This window comes from Polynucleobacter sp. MWH-P3-07-1 (assembly GCF_018687555.1).
Classification (GTDB): domain Bacteria; phylum Pseudomonadota; class Gammaproteobacteria; order Burkholderiales; family Burkholderiaceae; genus Polynucleobacter.
Genome location: NZ_CP061296.1, coordinates 930,204 through 945,879 on the forward strand (window position 1 = coordinate 930,204; position 15,676 = coordinate 945,879).

At 47.8% G+C, this 15,676-nt stretch carries 16 protein-coding genes and 1 tRNA gene; 7 read left to right on the forward strand and 10 right to left on the reverse strand.

The annotated features are described in order from the left end of the window. From ICU98_RS04835 to cysS, 8 genes are all read right to left on the reverse strand, one after another. Positions 1–1,134 (reverse strand): efflux RND transporter periplasmic adaptor subunit, encoded by a 1,134-nt coding sequence (locus ICU98_RS04835; RefSeq protein ID WP_215337164.1) that lies wholly within the window; start codon positions 1,132–1,134, stop codon positions 1–3. Positions 1,135–1,321: 187 nt separating this feature from the next. Further along, positions 1,322–2,848 (reverse strand): efflux transporter outer membrane subunit, encoded by a 1,527-nt coding sequence (locus ICU98_RS04840; RefSeq protein ID WP_215350920.1) that lies wholly within the window; start codon positions 2,846–2,848, stop codon positions 1,322–1,324. 96 nt (positions 2,849–2,944) lie between these two features. After that, positions 2,945–3,039: transfer RNA gene (locus tag ICU98_RS04845), tRNA-Ser, on the reverse strand. A 66-nt stretch (positions 3,040–3,105) separates the two neighbouring features. Then, positions 3,106–4,353, reverse strand: coding sequence for an aspartate kinase (locus ICU98_RS04850; RefSeq protein ID WP_215350923.1), 1,248 nt, complete (start codon positions 4,351–4,353; stop codon positions 3,106–3,108). Between the two features lie 31 nt (positions 4,354–4,384). Further along, positions 4,385–5,734, reverse strand: coding sequence for a tRNA lysidine(34) synthetase TilS (gene tilS / locus ICU98_RS04855; RefSeq protein ID WP_215350925.1), 1,350 nt, complete (start codon positions 5,732–5,734; stop codon positions 4,385–4,387). Next, positions 5,700–6,671: an acetyl-CoA carboxylase carboxyltransferase subunit alpha gene (locus ICU98_RS04860; protein WP_215350928.1), complete on the reverse strand. Its 972-nt coding sequence runs from the start codon at positions 6,669–6,671 to the stop codon at positions 5,700–5,702. Before ICU98_RS04860 ends, tilS begins: the two co-directional genes overlap by 35 nt. A gap of 9 nt (positions 6,672–6,680) precedes the next feature. Continuing rightward, complete coding sequence (locus ICU98_RS04865) at positions 6,681–7,349, reverse strand: DNA-3-methyladenine glycosylase (RefSeq protein ID WP_215350931.1); 669 nt, start codon at positions 7,347–7,349, stop codon at positions 6,681–6,683. After that, on the reverse strand, positions 7,334–8,755 hold the full coding sequence (gene cysS / locus ICU98_RS04870) for a cysteine--tRNA ligase (protein WP_215350933.1): 1,422 nt from the start codon (positions 8,753–8,755) through the stop codon (positions 7,334–7,336). Before cysS ends, ICU98_RS04865 begins: the two co-directional genes overlap by 16 nt. 86 nt (positions 8,756–8,841) lie before the next feature. Here cysS and ICU98_RS04875 point away from each other — a divergent pair, with 86 nt between their 5' ends. The 3 genes from ICU98_RS04875 to ICU98_RS04885 are packed head-to-tail and all read left to right on the forward strand — an operon-like array spanning position 8,842 to position 10,971. Then, complete coding sequence (locus tag ICU98_RS04875; RefSeq protein WP_251365300.1) at positions 8,842–9,714, forward strand: tetratricopeptide repeat protein; 873 nt, start codon at positions 8,842–8,844, stop codon at positions 9,712–9,714. Then, positions 9,686–10,189, forward strand: a complete 504-nt coding sequence (locus tag ICU98_RS04880) for a peptidylprolyl isomerase (protein WP_215335689.1) — start codon at positions 9,686–9,688, stop codon at positions 10,187–10,189. Before ICU98_RS04875 ends, ICU98_RS04880 begins: the two co-directional genes overlap by 29 nt. Next, positions 10,186–10,971, forward strand: coding sequence for a UDP-2,3-diacylglucosamine diphosphatase (locus tag ICU98_RS04885; RefSeq protein WP_215350936.1), 786 nt, complete (start codon positions 10,186–10,188; stop codon positions 10,969–10,971). The genes ICU98_RS04880 and ICU98_RS04885 overlap by 4 nt, the downstream gene beginning before the upstream one ends. A gap of 30 nt (positions 10,972–11,001) precedes the next feature. On the opposite strand, the gene ICU98_RS04890 is transcribed toward ICU98_RS04885, so the two are convergent. Beyond that, positions 11,002–11,790, reverse strand: coding sequence for an inositol monophosphatase family protein (locus ICU98_RS04890; protein WP_215335691.1), 789 nt, complete (start codon positions 11,788–11,790; stop codon positions 11,002–11,004). Positions 11,791–11,917: 127 nt separating this feature from the next. Here ICU98_RS04890 and ICU98_RS04895 point away from each other — a divergent pair, with 127 nt between their 5' ends. After that, positions 11,918–12,676, forward strand: coding sequence for an RNA methyltransferase (locus tag ICU98_RS04895; RefSeq protein WP_215350939.1), 759 nt, complete (start codon positions 11,918–11,920; stop codon positions 12,674–12,676). A 23-nt stretch (positions 12,677–12,699) separates the two neighbouring features. After that, positions 12,700–13,467, forward strand: coding sequence for a serine O-acetyltransferase (gene cysE / locus ICU98_RS04900; protein WP_215350942.1), 768 nt, complete (start codon positions 12,700–12,702; stop codon positions 13,465–13,467). A 1-nt stretch (position 13,468) separates the two neighbouring features. On the opposite strand, the gene ICU98_RS04905 is transcribed toward cysE, so the two are convergent. After that, positions 13,469–14,089, reverse strand: a complete 621-nt coding sequence (locus ICU98_RS04905) for a peptidylprolyl isomerase (protein ID WP_215350945.1) — start codon at positions 14,087–14,089, stop codon at positions 13,469–13,471. A 53-nt stretch (positions 14,090–14,142) separates the two neighbouring features. Between ICU98_RS04905 and ICU98_RS04910 the strand changes: the two genes are divergently transcribed. Both ICU98_RS04910 and ICU98_RS04915 read left to right on the forward strand, forming a co-directional pair. Then, complete coding sequence (locus tag ICU98_RS04910; RefSeq protein ID WP_215350948.1) at positions 14,143–15,351, forward strand: cupin domain-containing protein; 1,209 nt, start codon at positions 14,143–14,145, stop codon at positions 15,349–15,351. A 107-nt stretch (positions 15,352–15,458) separates the two neighbouring features. After that, complete coding sequence (locus ICU98_RS04915; RefSeq protein WP_215350951.1) at positions 15,459–15,632, forward strand: hypothetical protein; 174 nt, start codon at positions 15,459–15,461, stop codon at positions 15,630–15,632. Positions 15,633–15,676 lie beyond the last annotated feature (44 nt).

Here is a 15,676-nt window from a genome sequence, read left to right on the forward strand (position 1 = left end):
TTACTGCTCTTGTGGCTTAGGATCAGGCAGGTTGGTAGGTTGAACCGTGTTGTTGATATTCAGAGGGCTACCATTTTTCAGCTTAAGCTGCCCGCTGGTAACCACTGTCATACCCTCTTCAATGCCTTTCAAGATTGCTACTTGATCACCGCGAGTTTGTCCGGTAGTGACAAAGACCTGTTGGGCTTCATAAATCGTTTTGCCCTCTTTATCCTTCTTGCCAGAGTCTTTACTGATGAATACAGTTGCTCCATAGGGGTTATAGGTCACCGCAGTTTGTGGAACAGTGATGAGGTTAAGTTGGCTGCCCACTTCAATATTCACATTGGCAAACATTCCTGGGAGAATCTTCTTATCCGGATTATCAATCTGCGCTTCGACTTGAAGATTGCGGGTATTGGTATCCACCTTAGGGCTCACAGCCGTGATCTTGCCCACAAAGGTCGCATTCTTAAATGCATCCGTCGTCACATTAATCGACTGCCCTACCTGAATATTGGCTGCATCACTCTGAGGTAAGTTGAAATCAATAAAGATGGGATCTAAAGTCTGCAAGGTCATCAGCTTGTCACCAGGATTGATATATTGACCTGGGTTAATCGTGACGATGCCAACTCGACCGCTAAACGGTGCTCTAATATTTTTCTTTGCTACTAAGGCAATTTGCGCTTCCACTTGCGCCTGCTTGGACTTTGCATCGGCCTTAGAAGTATCGTACGTATTTTTACTAATGGCTTGAATCGCCAACTGTTGGCGATCCCGCTCATTAATCACTTTAGCCAATTCAGCCAGAGCTTTGAGCGAATTCAATTGGGCAACATCCGAAGCGTCATTCAGCTTCACCAGTAAATCACCCTCTTTGACATCCACTCCAGATTGAACGGGGACATTGACTACCAAGCCCCCGATTTCTGTACTCAAATCAACGCCCCGATAAGCACGAACACTGCCGACGCTGGTCAGTTTAGGTTGCCATATATCTGCTTTAGCGACCATGGTAGAAACTGACTGAGGAGGCATGCCCATGCCAGCGACATACTGCTTAATCATGAACGTCTTCAACTGATTGAAAGCAAAGATGAGTCCGAGTAGTAGGAACACCCCAATCAACATGATGACCATCCGTCTTTCCATCTCAGGTAATGCCATGAGTTTTGCGTAGGCACGGGTGTTCTTGAAACGTTCTTTAAAGCGCCCTATCAGACCTGCCAAGTAAGTCTTGATCTTCAAAAGGTGTTCTTGCATATGCCAAACTGCCCATTGCTGGATCGCCCAAGCTTGTACCTTTTTGGCAGCTTCAATCAGTCTGAGCTTTAATGTATCAAGGCGTGTCATTTTGATTTTCGTTTAGGATTGCTTTAGGTTGAAAGGCCGGCTCTGTCCGATTCCACCAACCACCGCCAAGTGCGGCGAATAAGGCAGCGGTATCTGCAAAGCGGTTAGCTTGTGCTTGAATCGACTTGATCTTTGCTTGCTGATATTGGGTCTGATAATAAAGGACCTGGAAATAACTGGTGGTACCCAGCTTGTACTGAATCTCCGATAACTTTAGCGTTTCATAGGCATAACGTTCAGCATTCGAGGCTGAGCGCAAGGCTCTAGCGCCAGTTTCCAAGGCCTTTAAAGCGTCTGCTACCTGCTGGAAGGCGCTGAGCACTGTAGCTTGGTATTGATAGACGGCTTGTTCATAGTTCGCCACAGCTCCTCTACGTTGCGCTAGCAACTGACCGCCCTGGAATAAGGGCTGAAAGACGCCCCCACCTACAGACCATAGGGCAGCGCCAGGCCCAAACAATGCGCCAGTAGTCAAAGCCTCAGTGCCCATTGCGCCGGTGATATTGAACTGCGGCAATAAGTTTGCTGTGGCTACACCAACCAAGGCATTGGTGGACTTGATATTCGCTTCAGCAGCCTTAACATCGGGGCGTTGACGCACCAGACTCGAGGGTAAAGAGAGAGGAATCTTCTCTGGCAGGTTCAGAGTACTTAAGTTAAATGCAGCAATATTGGCATTGCTAGGCTGTTCTCCAACATACACAGCCAACTGATTACGAATGATGGATAAATTCTTTTCGTAGTTAATTAAGTCAACCTCAGAGGTAGATACCAAGGTTTCTTGTGATGACACATCAATTTTTGATGCCGTACCGATGATTAATTGTTTTTCAGTAATCGCAGCCTGCTTCTTTTGTGCATCCAAAATATCTTGAGTTGCTTGAAGCTGGGCTTCTAAAGCCGCCTCTTTAACAGCAGAGGTCACAATATTCGAAGTGAGCGATAGGTATGCTCCCTCGAGTTGATATTGTTGATACTCAGCTAGCGCTCTGGCGCTTTCGACAGTGCGGCGCGCACCACCAAAGACATCCAATTTATAAGTCACGCCAACGTTGGCGTTGTACAAGTTATAAATACTCGTTGGTCCGCTCTGCCCATAGGCAGCTGGTGGGACTTGTTGTCTTGAGCCTGAACCATTTAGGCTAAATGCAGGAAAGTACTGTCCGCCAATCTGCGCATAGAGATTTTCTTGAGCAGAACGTAAGGCAGCATCTGCTGCGCCAAGCGTGGGATTTTGTTGTAAGGCTTTTTCAATCAGCGCCTCTAACTCGGGTGACTTGTATAAAGCCCACCATTGCGCAGGAATATCGGCATTCTCTTCGAGCACTTGCTCAGTGCCGCCAGGAACATCGGGTGCAGTAGCCAATGTCGTTGGAATGGGCTTTTCGGTATAGCGAGATACTTTTGGAGCTTCGGGCTCTTTAAAGTCTGGGCCTACTGCACAACCATAAAGACTGGCTAGCACAAGTAGCAAAAGACTTAAAAGCCGAAAAAATGAGAAAGAAACAGACATGGAGCTCATTATCAAGGAAAAAAGGGGGACCTTGTAGCTGACGATGCTCTGTAAGCCCGCAAAATGGGCTCAAAGCCTGATTTTCGATTGAAAAGTTGGCGGAGACGAGAGGATTCGAACCTCCGATCAGAGTTTTAGCCCCGATGCTCCCTTAGCAGGGGAGTGCCTTCGACCAGCTCGGCCACGTCTCCGTATTTCTTAAAGCTTACTTCTAAAGCGCCCACAGTTTAACGGATAACCGCTAAATACGGAACTTACTACTGATCTAGCTCAAATGCCTTGTGGAGTGCTCTAACGGCTAGCTCAAGGTATTTCTCATCTAATACGACAGAGATCTTGATCTCGCTGGTTGAGATCATCAATATATTGATGCCCTCTTCCGACAAGGTGCGGAACATTTTGCTGGCAACGCCCACATGGGAACGCATGCCAACCCCCACAACGGAGACTTTGGAAACTTTAGGGTCACCAGTAATCTCTTTAGCCTGAATGTGGGACTGCACTTTGTTTTTCAACAAATCCATGGCTTTTTGATAATCGGCACGAGGGACGGTGAAGGTGAAGTCAGTAATGCCGTCAACCGACTGATTCTGAATAATCACATCAACATCAATATTTGCATCGGCTACCGGACCAAGAATTTGATAAGCGATACCAGGACGATCCGGAACACCCAATACGGTGATCTTGGCTTCGTCGCGTGCAAAAGCAATACCGGAAATAACGGCGGCTTCCATAGTGCTGTCCTCTTCAAAAGTAATTAAGGTGCCTGACTTCATCTCTTGATCAAGCGGCATCAATGGGTCTGTCAAGGAAGACAGAACCCGGGTTTTCACTTTGTACTTGCCGGCAAACTCAACTGAACGAATCTGCAGTACTTTCGATCCCAGACTGGCCATCTCTAGCATCTCTTCAAACGTGATGCGATCAAGGCGTCGCGCATCCTCACACACCCGAGGGTCCGTGGTGTAAACGCCATCAACATCGGTGTAGATCAAGCACTCATCTGCTTTCAGGGCAGCGGCCATTGCAACCGCGGAGGTATCAGAACCACCGCGACCTAGGGTCGTGATATTGCCCTGTGGATCAACCCCCTGAAATCCTGTTACAACAACTGCTCTACCAGCGTTGAGATCTGCCAGGATTTTTTGATCATCAATGCCCATGATGCGGGCTTTTGTAAATGCGGAATCAGTATGAATGGTCACTTGCCAACCGGCATAACTAATGGCATCCACACCTTCCTTCAGCAAGGCCAAGGCGAGCAAGCCAGAGCTCACCTGCTCTCCGGTTGAGGCAATTTGGTCTAACTCTCTTGGATTAGCTTGAGGATTGATTTCTTTTGCTAAGCCCAATAGGCGATTGGTTTCTCCTGACATAGCGGAAGGCACAACCACGACTTGATGGCCCGCACGCATCCACTTGGCTACGCGTTTCGCCACATTCTGAATGCGCTCGACCGAGCCCATTGAGGTACCGCCATATTTGTGAACAATTAAAGCCATAAAACTCTATATAACCGTTTGTATAAAGGGTCTATTTTACTCGGTTTTGAGCTGTATTCGCTGGCTTCCACTCGGGCAAAACCCTTTTGCCGCTGGTCGACAGATGGGGGAAGCTGGTGCCAAGCCCCGCTACGGCAATCAGCTCCCCATGAATAAAGAGTAATGGGGCCTGACGTTGCCATGGTGGGACGTCATTTTCTTGAAAGAGATTTTTGAGCGTTTTGCGAGGGGTATTTGCCCTCAGTTGCAAGCGCTCTGCGCCCGACCGCGGCCTCTCCTCAATCCCTTCAGAAGCGATGGCCTGATTCACATACTCAAGGGACAAACCCAAGGCTTTGCTTCTCACTGGGAGCGGAGTAAAAACCCATTGACCCCAACTTTGATGTGAAGCAGTTTGAAGGACGCTTAGTTGATTGCGCCAAAGCACGATTTCGTGATCATCATGCAACCACTTCAGCTGAGCATGGGCTTCGACTTTTTTAAGATCATTCCACCAAGCCTGCAATCGTTCTTGAGATGGCATTGCCAAGTTTTGCTGCTTAAGCCAATAGCGCACAACATTATTTGCAGCTGCTAAGTCTTGCTTTTCTAATTGCAGTAAAGGTTTCAGTTTGAGATGGTCTTGATTCAGAATGGTTTTGCCATCTGTTTGAGCAAGACGATCGAGCAAGACTTGCGCATCACCGAGCAGCTGCGCACTGCGTGCCAGATTGCTGACTGCTTCTGGCTGAATTTTTCCGAGACGCGGAATAATCTCTTGACGAAGGGCATTGCGTCGATAGCGGGTATGGAGATTGCTGGGATCTTCAATCCATTTCAAACGATGTGTCTTTGCATAAACTTCTAGTGACTCCCTGCTCTCTCCGAGTAAAGGTCGCCAAATCGTAATAGGGCTATGACTTTCTGTCATCAGCCGCTCGCTAGGCATTGCCGATAAACCCGCTACACCGGCCCCACGCAATAGCTGTAGCAGAATGGTTTCCGCTTGATCATTTTGATGGTGAGCAAGCAGCAGATCTTGGATGTGATGTTCTACACATAAATCTGCAAGGGCTTCATAGCGTGCCGCTCTTGCTCTTGCTTCAATATTGCCATTCTGCCCGTCACCTAAATGCAATAGACGAAAGTCAAAGGTAATTGGATATTTTTTCTTTTGATATTGAGCGGTCAGTTTTTCACAAAACTCGAGCCACTGATCGGCAGGTTTTTGCAACCCATGATGAATATGAAATACCCAAATATGCTCGATCTTCTGCGACTGAAATACTTGAGCCTTGCAAACGGTGTCGAGCAAAACCACCGAATCGAGGCCGCCACTTAAAGCAACCGCGATACGCTTACCTGACTTATGGTTTTGGGGTAATTTCCTTGAACTTGCCATAACTCATTAAGCGTTCATGGCGGCGCTCTAGTAAAGCATCCACTTTCATGCCATCAAAGGTTTTTAAAGATTCCGTTAAGGCTTTGCGCATCTGGCTCATCATGCCATCGTAATCCCGATGCGCACCACCAATGGGCTCTGGAACAATCTTATCAATCAAACCAAGCGCTTTCAGTCTCTGGGCGGTCAAGCCAAGCTGCTCTGCAGCTTCAGGCGCTTTATCGGCCGTCTTCCACAAAATGGATGCACAACCCTCAGGAGAAATCACTGAGTAGGTCGAGTTTTGCAGCATCAGCACCAGATCACCCATCGCAATTGCTAAGGCGCCACCGGAGCCACCCTCACCAATGATGGTGCTGATGATCGGCACTTCGAGCTCGGCTTGTACATACAGATTGTGCCCAATCGCCTCTGATTGATTGCGCTCCTCAGCATCAATCCCAGGAAATGCCCCAGGGGTATCCACAAAGGTAAACACCGGTAAAGCAAATTTCTCGGCCAGACGCATGAGGCGCATTGCCTTGCGATATCCCTCTGGACGACTCATGCCAAAGTTTCGCAAAGCACGCTCTTTTGTGTCCCTACCCTTTTGGTGACCAATCACCATGCAAGCTTTGCCATCGAATCTAGCTAGACCACCAATGATGGATTGGTCGTCAGCAAAACTACGGTCGCCATGCAGTTCATGAAAATCGGTGAAGAGCGCTGCGACGTAGTCTAGGGTGTAAGGTCTTTGTGGATGACGAGCTACTTGCGATACCTGCCAAGGGGTGAGATTGGCGTAGACATCTTTAGTGAGTTGAAGACTTTTTTCAGAAAGGGTTTTGATCTCATCGGAGATGTCCACCGAGGATTCGTCTTGAACAAAACGCAGCTCCTCAATCTTGGACTCGAGTTCAGCAATCGACTGCTCAAAATCTAGAAAAGTGGTCTTCATAATGTGATTTTAGTATTCCACGGGGATGGGGTCGATACTTCGCCATAAATACCAGGTTGCCACGGTCCGCCATGGTGCCCAATTGGCCGCTACCTCTCTCGCCTCATGACGGCTCACAGGCTCGCCACTAAAGTAACTGAGGGAAATGGCCTTAATCAGACCAATGTCATCTAAGGGAAGAATATTGGGTCGCGTCAGATTAAAAATCAGGAACATTTCAGCAGTCCAGCGCCCAATTCCCCGAATTTCACTCAATTCCTTAATGACAGATTCGTCATCCATCTCTTGCCATTGATTAGCGTGCAATCGGCCAGAAATAAAATGCTCGGCTAAATCTTGTATATATTCAACCTTACGCCCAGATAATCCGGCAGCACGTAACTCTTCCACTGTAAGAGCCAAAATATTTTTAGGATTCACCTTCTTTTTTGAGGCAAGCACCACGCGATCCCATACAGCCTGCGCTGCTGATACCGAAATCTGTTGACCCACTATCGACCTCGCTAAGGTAACAAATGGATCGCCACGGGTCATTAAAAAACCACTGCCAAACTTCGGAATCAATTTGCGCATGATTCGATCGTTTTTCATTAACTCCGTACAGGCTTGTTCCCAATAGTGTGGCGCAACTGCTTCAAGCACGGTTTGATTCGCATTACTCACTATAGTCTGCGCCATTCAGTAATACCGCCAGGTTTATCTTCCAGAACTACGCCCTGCTCTAATAGCTGTTTGCGAATCTCATCCGCCTTAGCAAAATCCTTTGATTGCTTGGCATTTGTTCTGGCAGTAATTTGCGCTTCGATCTGCTCAGCCCCCAAGCCATTCTCAACATGGCGAGTGCCAGCTTGTAAAAATTGATTGGGGTCGCGCTGCAAAAAGTTCAGGCTTGCAGCCATGGATCTCAAGATGGCAGCGAGTCCTTCTTTTTCTTTGCCTTGGGAACGATTGATTTCGCTAGCCAGTTCAAATAGGACAGCAATCGCCTCAGGCGTATTGAAGTCATCATTCATGGCAGCAGTAAATTGCTTAACCCAAACTGAATCTGAATCGAGCGAGATTGGATTAGTAGGCGTATGAGCTAACGCAGTATAGAGGCGGACTAAGCCTGCATGGGCCTCATCCAATTGGGCGTCACTGTAATTAATTGGGCTGCGGTAATGGGCTCTTAACATGAAAAAACGGAGCACCTCGGGATCATAGGTCTTCAGAACATCGCGAATCAGGAAGAAGTTACCCAAAGACTTGGACATCTTCTCTTGATTGACTCGAATATGGCCGTTATGCATCCAATAGTGAACAAAAGCTTCATCACTGGGAGCGCGGTCTTGGCCATATAAAGCACCTTCACTTTGAGCAATCTCATTTTCATGATGAGGAAACTGTAAGTCTGATCCACCACCATGAATATCAAAATGCTCGCCAAGGAGATCACAGGACATGGCAGAGCATTCAATATGCCAACCAGGTCTACCCTCGCCCCAAGGAGATTGCCAACGCGTATCTGCTGGTTCCTCTGATTTAGCGCTTTTCCAGAGCACAAAATCCAATGGGTCACGTTTACTTCCACCAATCGCTACTCGCTCGCCAGCTTGTAACTCATCCAAACTTTTGCCGGACAATTTACCGTAGCCCGGAAACAAGCGAACTGCAAAGTTCACATCACCATCATCAGCCTGATATGCCAGTTGTTGCTCCATCAGGCGACCAATCATCCCCTGCATTTGCTGAATAAATTGAGTGGCACGGGGTTCTTGATCAGGATGCATTAATCCCAAGCTATCGGAATCCGCATGCATTGCTTGAATAAATCGATTGGTTAATGCGGCAATAGATTCTTTATTTTCAATTGCACGCTGGATAATCTTGTCATCGATATCGGTAATATTGCGCACATACAGTACCTCATAGCCGCTGGCCCGCAACCAGCGCACCACCATATCAAATACGATCATCACTCGCGCATGACCGATATGGCAAAAATCATAGACTGTCATGCCACAGACGTAAATCTTGACCTTGCCAGACTCAATCGGCTTAAAGACCTCTTTTGAGCGACTTAGGGTGTTATAAATTTGCAGCATAGGCAGATAAAAGGCAGGCAATTCACTCGAATTTGTTAGACTGATGAGTATATCGAATGAGCCCGCAGTTTTACCCCCTTCTACTTATGCAAAACGACCCCCCTTTGGTAAACATGTCGCTCTTGGCCCGCATCGGCCAGTCAATTGCGATTGCGCTCGCTTTTTTAGCCCTTGCAGGCTGCAGCACTCCAGGGCAGCAGAGGGCTGATGCTGAAATTCTGGCGGTGAATAAAGCGGAGGTGCAGCAAAGCAGCGCCTCACCTCAGCCCTATTTAGGGTCTTATGGCCCAAGCGACCCTCAAAGACTCAGTACCAATCCTGCCTATGAGCCTTTAATGCCCTCTTTGGCAGATTCAGTTGCAGTGCCCTACCTTTCTTTCTTGATTATTGAACCCGATCCTGTCAACCGCAATGGTGTGCCCTCCGATATTGAGAAGCTCGTCAAGGCCAGGCAGTTTCCAGCAGCCATTGATTTAATTAACGAGCGACTTAGCAAAACACCTAAAAATGTTCAGCTGCGTTATATCAAAGCCAGAATTCAAATTCAGATGCGAGACTTTGCTGCTGCCAAAAAAACCTTGATTGAAATTACCCAACAATTCCCAGAATTACCGGAGCCCTATAACAACCTAGCAGCCCTAGCTGCTAACCAAGGCCAATGGATTGAGGCGCGAGATTACTTAGAGTTAGCACTCAAGCTCAGACCCACTTATGCAATCGCCTCGGCCAACCTCGGTGAAGTCTATGTGCGTTTAGCAGCACAAGCTTATGAAAACGCCGCTCAATCGAATAGCAATCAGCGCTTTTATAGCAATCGCGCTAAGGCGCTGAATGAAATCCTGAAACAAAAACCCCAGAGTACATTGCCTCAAGCCAATATACCGGTACAAAATTTACAACCGACCAACCCTAAAGAAAGCACCTCAAGTAATGGCGAAAGTTCTTCTCAAAACCAATAAGGGTGATATCACCCTCAGTCTCGATGCGGTGAAGGCTCCTAAGACCGTGGCGAATTTTTTACAGTACGTCAAAGCCGGTCATTACGATGGAACCATTTTTCATCGCGTCATCAATAATTTCATGATCCAAGGTGGCGGCATGGGTGTGGGCATGAAAGAAAAATCCACTGGCGCCCCCATTGAAAATGAAGCCAATAACGGACTTAAAAACGAGCGCGGTACTGTTGCCATGGCTCGCACTAGCGACCCCCACTCTGCAACGGCTCAGTTCTTCATTAATGTCAATGACAACGATTTCTTAAACCACACGGCTCCTAATGCGCAAGGCTGGGGTTATGCTGTTTTTGGCAAAGTGACCGATGGTCTCGACGTCGTAGATACGATTCGCAAAGTCAAGACTGGCAATGCAGGCTTTCATCAAGACGTGCCTGCAGAAGATGTCATTATTGAAAAGGCAAGCGTTACTGAAGAATGAGCGTTCAATGTCGTAGCGCCCTGCTGATCTCCGATCTGCACTTAACGCCATCAATGCCTCTGACGGCTCAGCGTTTTTTTGACTTTTGTCTAAAAGAAGCTGGGTCTGTTGAGGCAGTTTTTATTATGGGCGATTTGTTTGAGTACTGGCTCGGAGATGACGCTAATGCGAGCTCCCCTTTTCAGCAAGAGGTACGTAACGCTCTAGCGAATCTATCAAGCAAGGTAAAACTCTTTTACCTGCATGGTAATAGGGATTTTTTACTGGGACCTGACTATCTTAAGAAAACCAGTATGACTGCATTAGCAGATCCCTCAGAGGTCCGCATTGCAGGTCTTGAATATATCTTGAGTCATGGCGATGTTTTATGTACTGCAGACTTGGGTTATCAAGCATTTCGTAAATGGACTCGCAAGCCTTGGGTACAAAAACTGTTTTTACAGCTCCCTTTGCAATGGCGCCGATCCATTGCAAACCAACTGCGTCGTAATAGCGCCCAAAAATATCAAAGAGCAAGTCGCTACACGCCAGCGAGCCGATTGATGCAGATGGATGTCACTACTCATGCTTGCGCTGCACTTGTAAAAAAGCACTCGATTAATCGATTGATTCATGGACATACCCATATGCCAAAGCATCACCAGGAACAACTGGGTGAGCTTCAATGGCAACGCTGGGTTTTATCTGATTGGGACCTCGACCATCCTGAAAGCGTTACCCCAAAAGCCAGCGCCTTACTAATCGATGAACACGGTGTGCGTTATTTAGACTTGGTGAAGTAAAGTCAGTTTGTTGTTTACTGAGAGCGTAACTTAGTACTTGGAATAGCGCGATAAAGTTTGTGCCATTTGAGCAAAGATGCGCGGGTTAGCACACATCACTTCACCACTCTCTAAATAGCCTTCTTCACCGCGGTAATTGCCGATTAAGCCGCCCGCCTCGGTTACTAGCAAGGCTCCAGCAGCCATATCCCAGGGCTTGAGATCGCTCTCAAAGAAACCATCGTAGCGACCCGCTGCAACATAAGCCAAATCCAGCGCAGCTGCACCAGGACGCCGTAAGCCAGCACATTGACGCGACATCTCAGCAAAGATTTTCAAATAGGTTTCGAGGTCTTGATCTTGTCGATACGGAAAGCCTGTGCCTAATAATGTATTTGCTAGTCGATCTTGCGTGGCTACGCGCAAGCGGCGCCGATCTAAATACGCACCAGCACCGCGAGTTGCGGTAAAGAGTTCATCACGGGTGGGGTCATACACAACCGCTTGTTGCGTAACGCCATTCACAGCCAATGCAATCGATACTGCATATTGCGGAAATCCATGAATGAAATTGGTTGTACCGTCCAGTGGGTCAATAATCCAAATATGATCTGAGCCACTATTTTGAGAGCCGGTCTCTTCTGCCAAGAATCCATGTGTAGGATAGGCTTCGCTGAGGGTTTCAATGATGGCTGCTTCTGCAGCTTTGTCCACTTCAGTCACAAAATCATTGTGCTGTTTACGATCCACTTGCAAGCGCTCTAAATTGAGAGAGGCTCGATTAATTACGGTACCGGCACGACGGGCAGCCTTAATGGCCACATTTAACATGGGATGCATAGTGTGTATGGACAAATTAAATAAGAACGGACCCGAAATAGTACGAACTTCAGCAAAAACTGAAGGACAATATCGAGCTAATAGCTTGATTCTAAACGATTGCTCATATTGCTAGCCAACTAAGTCCATGATTTCTCACAATACTGAACTGATTCGCTGGGTACTGGTGGAAACCAGCCACCCGGGTAATGTAGGCTCTGCAGCTCGGGCACTCAAAACCATGGCTTTTGACCAATTGCTCTTGGTCAAGCCTAAAAAGGCGCAGATTGCTCAAGATCCTGAGGCAATTGCACTTGCCAGTGGCGCTACAGATGTCTTGCAATCAAGTCAAGAACTTCAGTCCCTCGATACTGCTGTGCAAGGCTGCGCCCTGGTCTTGGGACTCACGAGTCGAGATCGAGAATTTGGTCCACCAGCTCTCCATTGGCAAGCAGCTAAAGACCTCATCACCGCGACTGTCCAAGCGGGCCAATCGGTGGCTTTGTTGTTTGGCCCCGAGCGGACCGGGCTTGATAACAGCCATTTAGCCTTATGCACTCACCGAGTCTGGTTGGATGCCAACCCTGCCTATCCTTCACTCAATTTAGCCCAAGCGGTGATGGTCTGCGCCTTTAGCCTCAAAGAAGCTTTCAGCAGGCTAGCAGACTCAGGAAATCCCCTATTTTCAGGCTCTCGTGAGGATTTGGCGGACTTTGCAGACCCCGCTGCCATTGCTGCGATGCTGGAGCACTGGCAGAAAGGTCTCATTGCCCTGGGCTATCTTGATCCCCAAAATCCCAAAAAACTGATGCCCCGCTTACAAGCCCTTTTTGCAAGGGCCAGACTCCACAAAGAGGAAATTGATCTGCTGCGTGGCATTGCAAAACAGATGCTCCTGAGGAAATAAGCTCAAACCATTAGAATCAAACTATGCTGAATACCCTTTTTGAGACTGTTGATTCCATCATTACGCGTGACCCTGCGGCCCGCAATCGCTTCGAGGTCATCACCTGCTACCCAGGTCTGCACGCTATTTTCTTATACCGTATCTATCATTTTTTCTGGGTCATTGAGCTCAAGTGGCTGGCTCGCTTTTTGTCTTTGCTTGCACGCATCATTACCGGCATTGAAATACATCCCGGCGCCAAAATTGGACGCCGTGTCTTTCTAGATCATGGCCTTGGGATTGTGATTGGTGAAACCACCGAAATTGGCGACGACTGCACGATCTATCAAGGCGTAACACTTGGCGGCACATCGCTTTCTAAAGGTGTAAAGCGTCACCCTACTTTAGGCAAAGGGGTTGTTATCAGTGCCGGCGCAAAAGTATTGGGTGGCTTTACGGTTGGTGACGGAGCACGCGTTGGTTCGAATGCCGTAGTCTTAAAAGAGATTCCTGCAGGAGCAACTGCAGTTGGTGTGCCTGCTCGCATTCTCCATCCGGATTTACCGCAAACTCATGACACGGAGAGCAAAGCCTATTTCTCAGCCTATGGGATCACACCCAATGTTGACGATCCGGTATCGATGGCGTTAAAAGGTTTAATTGACGCCAGTCTTGAGCAAGAAAGCAAAATTGCAGCCTTGGAAAAAGCCTTAGCTCAATTGAGCAATACTGCTGTTTCCTCTGAAAGCAATCAGACTCAGAGCGATACCAAGCGTGATCTTGGTGCCATCAAAGAATGGCTTAAAGAATAAATTAGTGCAGAGTGCGAGGATTGCTTCTGCCTGTGCCAGAGGCAATCGAAATGAAGTCATCAGTATCAGATTCATCACCGTCCTCTTCATTAGGCATACCAAAGGTAAAGCTTTCGGCACCGGCTGGATGACGATTCGCAATTTCTTCATCACTAGCCGCACGAACATCTTGTACTTGCACCCAGAAGCGAAGAGCCATGCCCGCCAAGGGATGATTGCCGTCCAAAACCACTTGGTTATCAGCAACGTCAGTAACGGTATAAATGAGTGACTCTTCGTCATCCTCATCTTCAGCCGCCAACAGATCAGCATCCTCTTCGCCATCCTCTTCAGGCACACCTTCGAACTGCATGCCGACCTCAAGAGGCTCCGGAAAACGGGTGCGTGGCTCAATCTTTAATAACTCGGGGTTGTACTCACCAAAGGCCTCAGTTGGCTCGAGTTGCACAGTGGTTTCAAAACCAATATTCTGGCCGTCCAAGAGCGCTTCAATTTTCGGAAAAGTCCCTTCGTAACCCCCATGCAGGTATACCATCGGAGAATCAGGTTCTTCAATGACATTATTTTGTGCGTCGGTTAATTTATAACGCAGCGATACAACGGTATTTTTTTCGATCTTCATGCGGACATTTCAGTGCTATTACAGTACTACTTTTGACATAGGAATCATTTTACTTGAGTAAGCCCTACGAACCACCCATCCCCCCAAAACTGCTACCGATTGATCAAAAATGGGCTCTACTGGGCAATAGAAGCCCTCAGGAGTTTATGAAGGAGTTCTGGCATAAAAAACCTTTGCTGGTTCGAGCTGCTATTCCGGCCTTTGGCCTAGCAGCCTTGGATAGCCCCATTTCTGCAGATACCCTCTTCAAACTCGCGCAATCGGAGGATTGTGAGGCCCGTTTAGTCCGCTCCAAGCCCTGGAGCCTTGATACGGGACCATTGGGCAAAAAAAATTTACCCCGCTTGGAAGATCGCAATTGGACCCTCTTACTGCAAGGTATGGAGGCAATGCATCCGGCTTGCGCCAAGGTGTTGTCATGGTTTCGGTTTATTCCCGATGCACGGCTAGATGATTTGATGATTAGCATCGCAGGCCCCGGTGGTGGTGTTGGCCCGCACTTTGATTCCTATGACGTCTTTCTCATTCAAATGTCTGGCAGAAGACGCTGGAAAATTTCACAGCAAACCGATTTAAGTCTGGAACCATCACTACCTTTGAAGATCTTGAAAAACTTCAAAGCGGAATCGGTTTGGGATTTAGAGCCTGGTGATATGCTTTACCTCCCCCCGCACATTGCGCATGAGGGAGTGGCACTTGACCCCGGCTGCCAAACTTGGTCAATCGGGTTTCGCTCCCCCAGCTACAAAGAGCTACTACAAGAAGGCTTGTGGCGTCTTGCTGAGTCTTTGGAAGATCTACCAGAATTAGAAAGCCGTTTCGCCGACCCCTCACAAACAGCAAGTCACGAGGCAGAACAATTACCAATCGAACTTATCAAACAGCTTGAGGCCAAACTCAGTGATCTCCAGCTCCAAGACATCCATACATTTCTACCAGGAATAACGGCCTACTTGAGCGAGCCTAAGCCACAAGCCATTTTTGTGGGCAGGGCTAATATCAGCCCGGCAGCATTTGCTAAAAAACTATCCAAGAATACTCTGCAGCCTCATCCACAAACTCGGATTTTGAGCCTCGGTAAATCTGTGTTTTGTAATGGGGAAAATATGACCCAAAATGAGCCTCAGGAAACTCGAGAGGCCTGGAAAAAACTGAGTAAATTCAAGGCTCTTCCCGCAGGCTTTCCGATTGGCAAAGAAGCTCAGACCAGCCTGCTGCAAGCCTATAGATCCGGCTGGCTAGAATTTACGAAGGAGCAATAAAGAGCTGGCTATAATAAATGCTGGAAAGTACTTAGGGATTTTCCCTGCGTATAGTCCATCACCAATTACCGGTAATTGATGTTTATCTTTTTAAGAGGAAATTACAAATGAAGAAGTCACTCGTATTCGCTGCTATGTTGGCAATCGCTTTAGCTGCTTGCGGCAAAAAAGAAGAACCAGCTCCTGCTCCAGCTCCTGCTGCTGCACCAGCTCCTGCTGATAATGCTGCCGCTCCTGCTGCTGCACCAGCTGCCGCTCCTGCTGCTGCTGACAAGAAGTAATTTCCTTCTTGAAGAAAAAGCCGCTTTCAAGCGGCTTTTTTTTA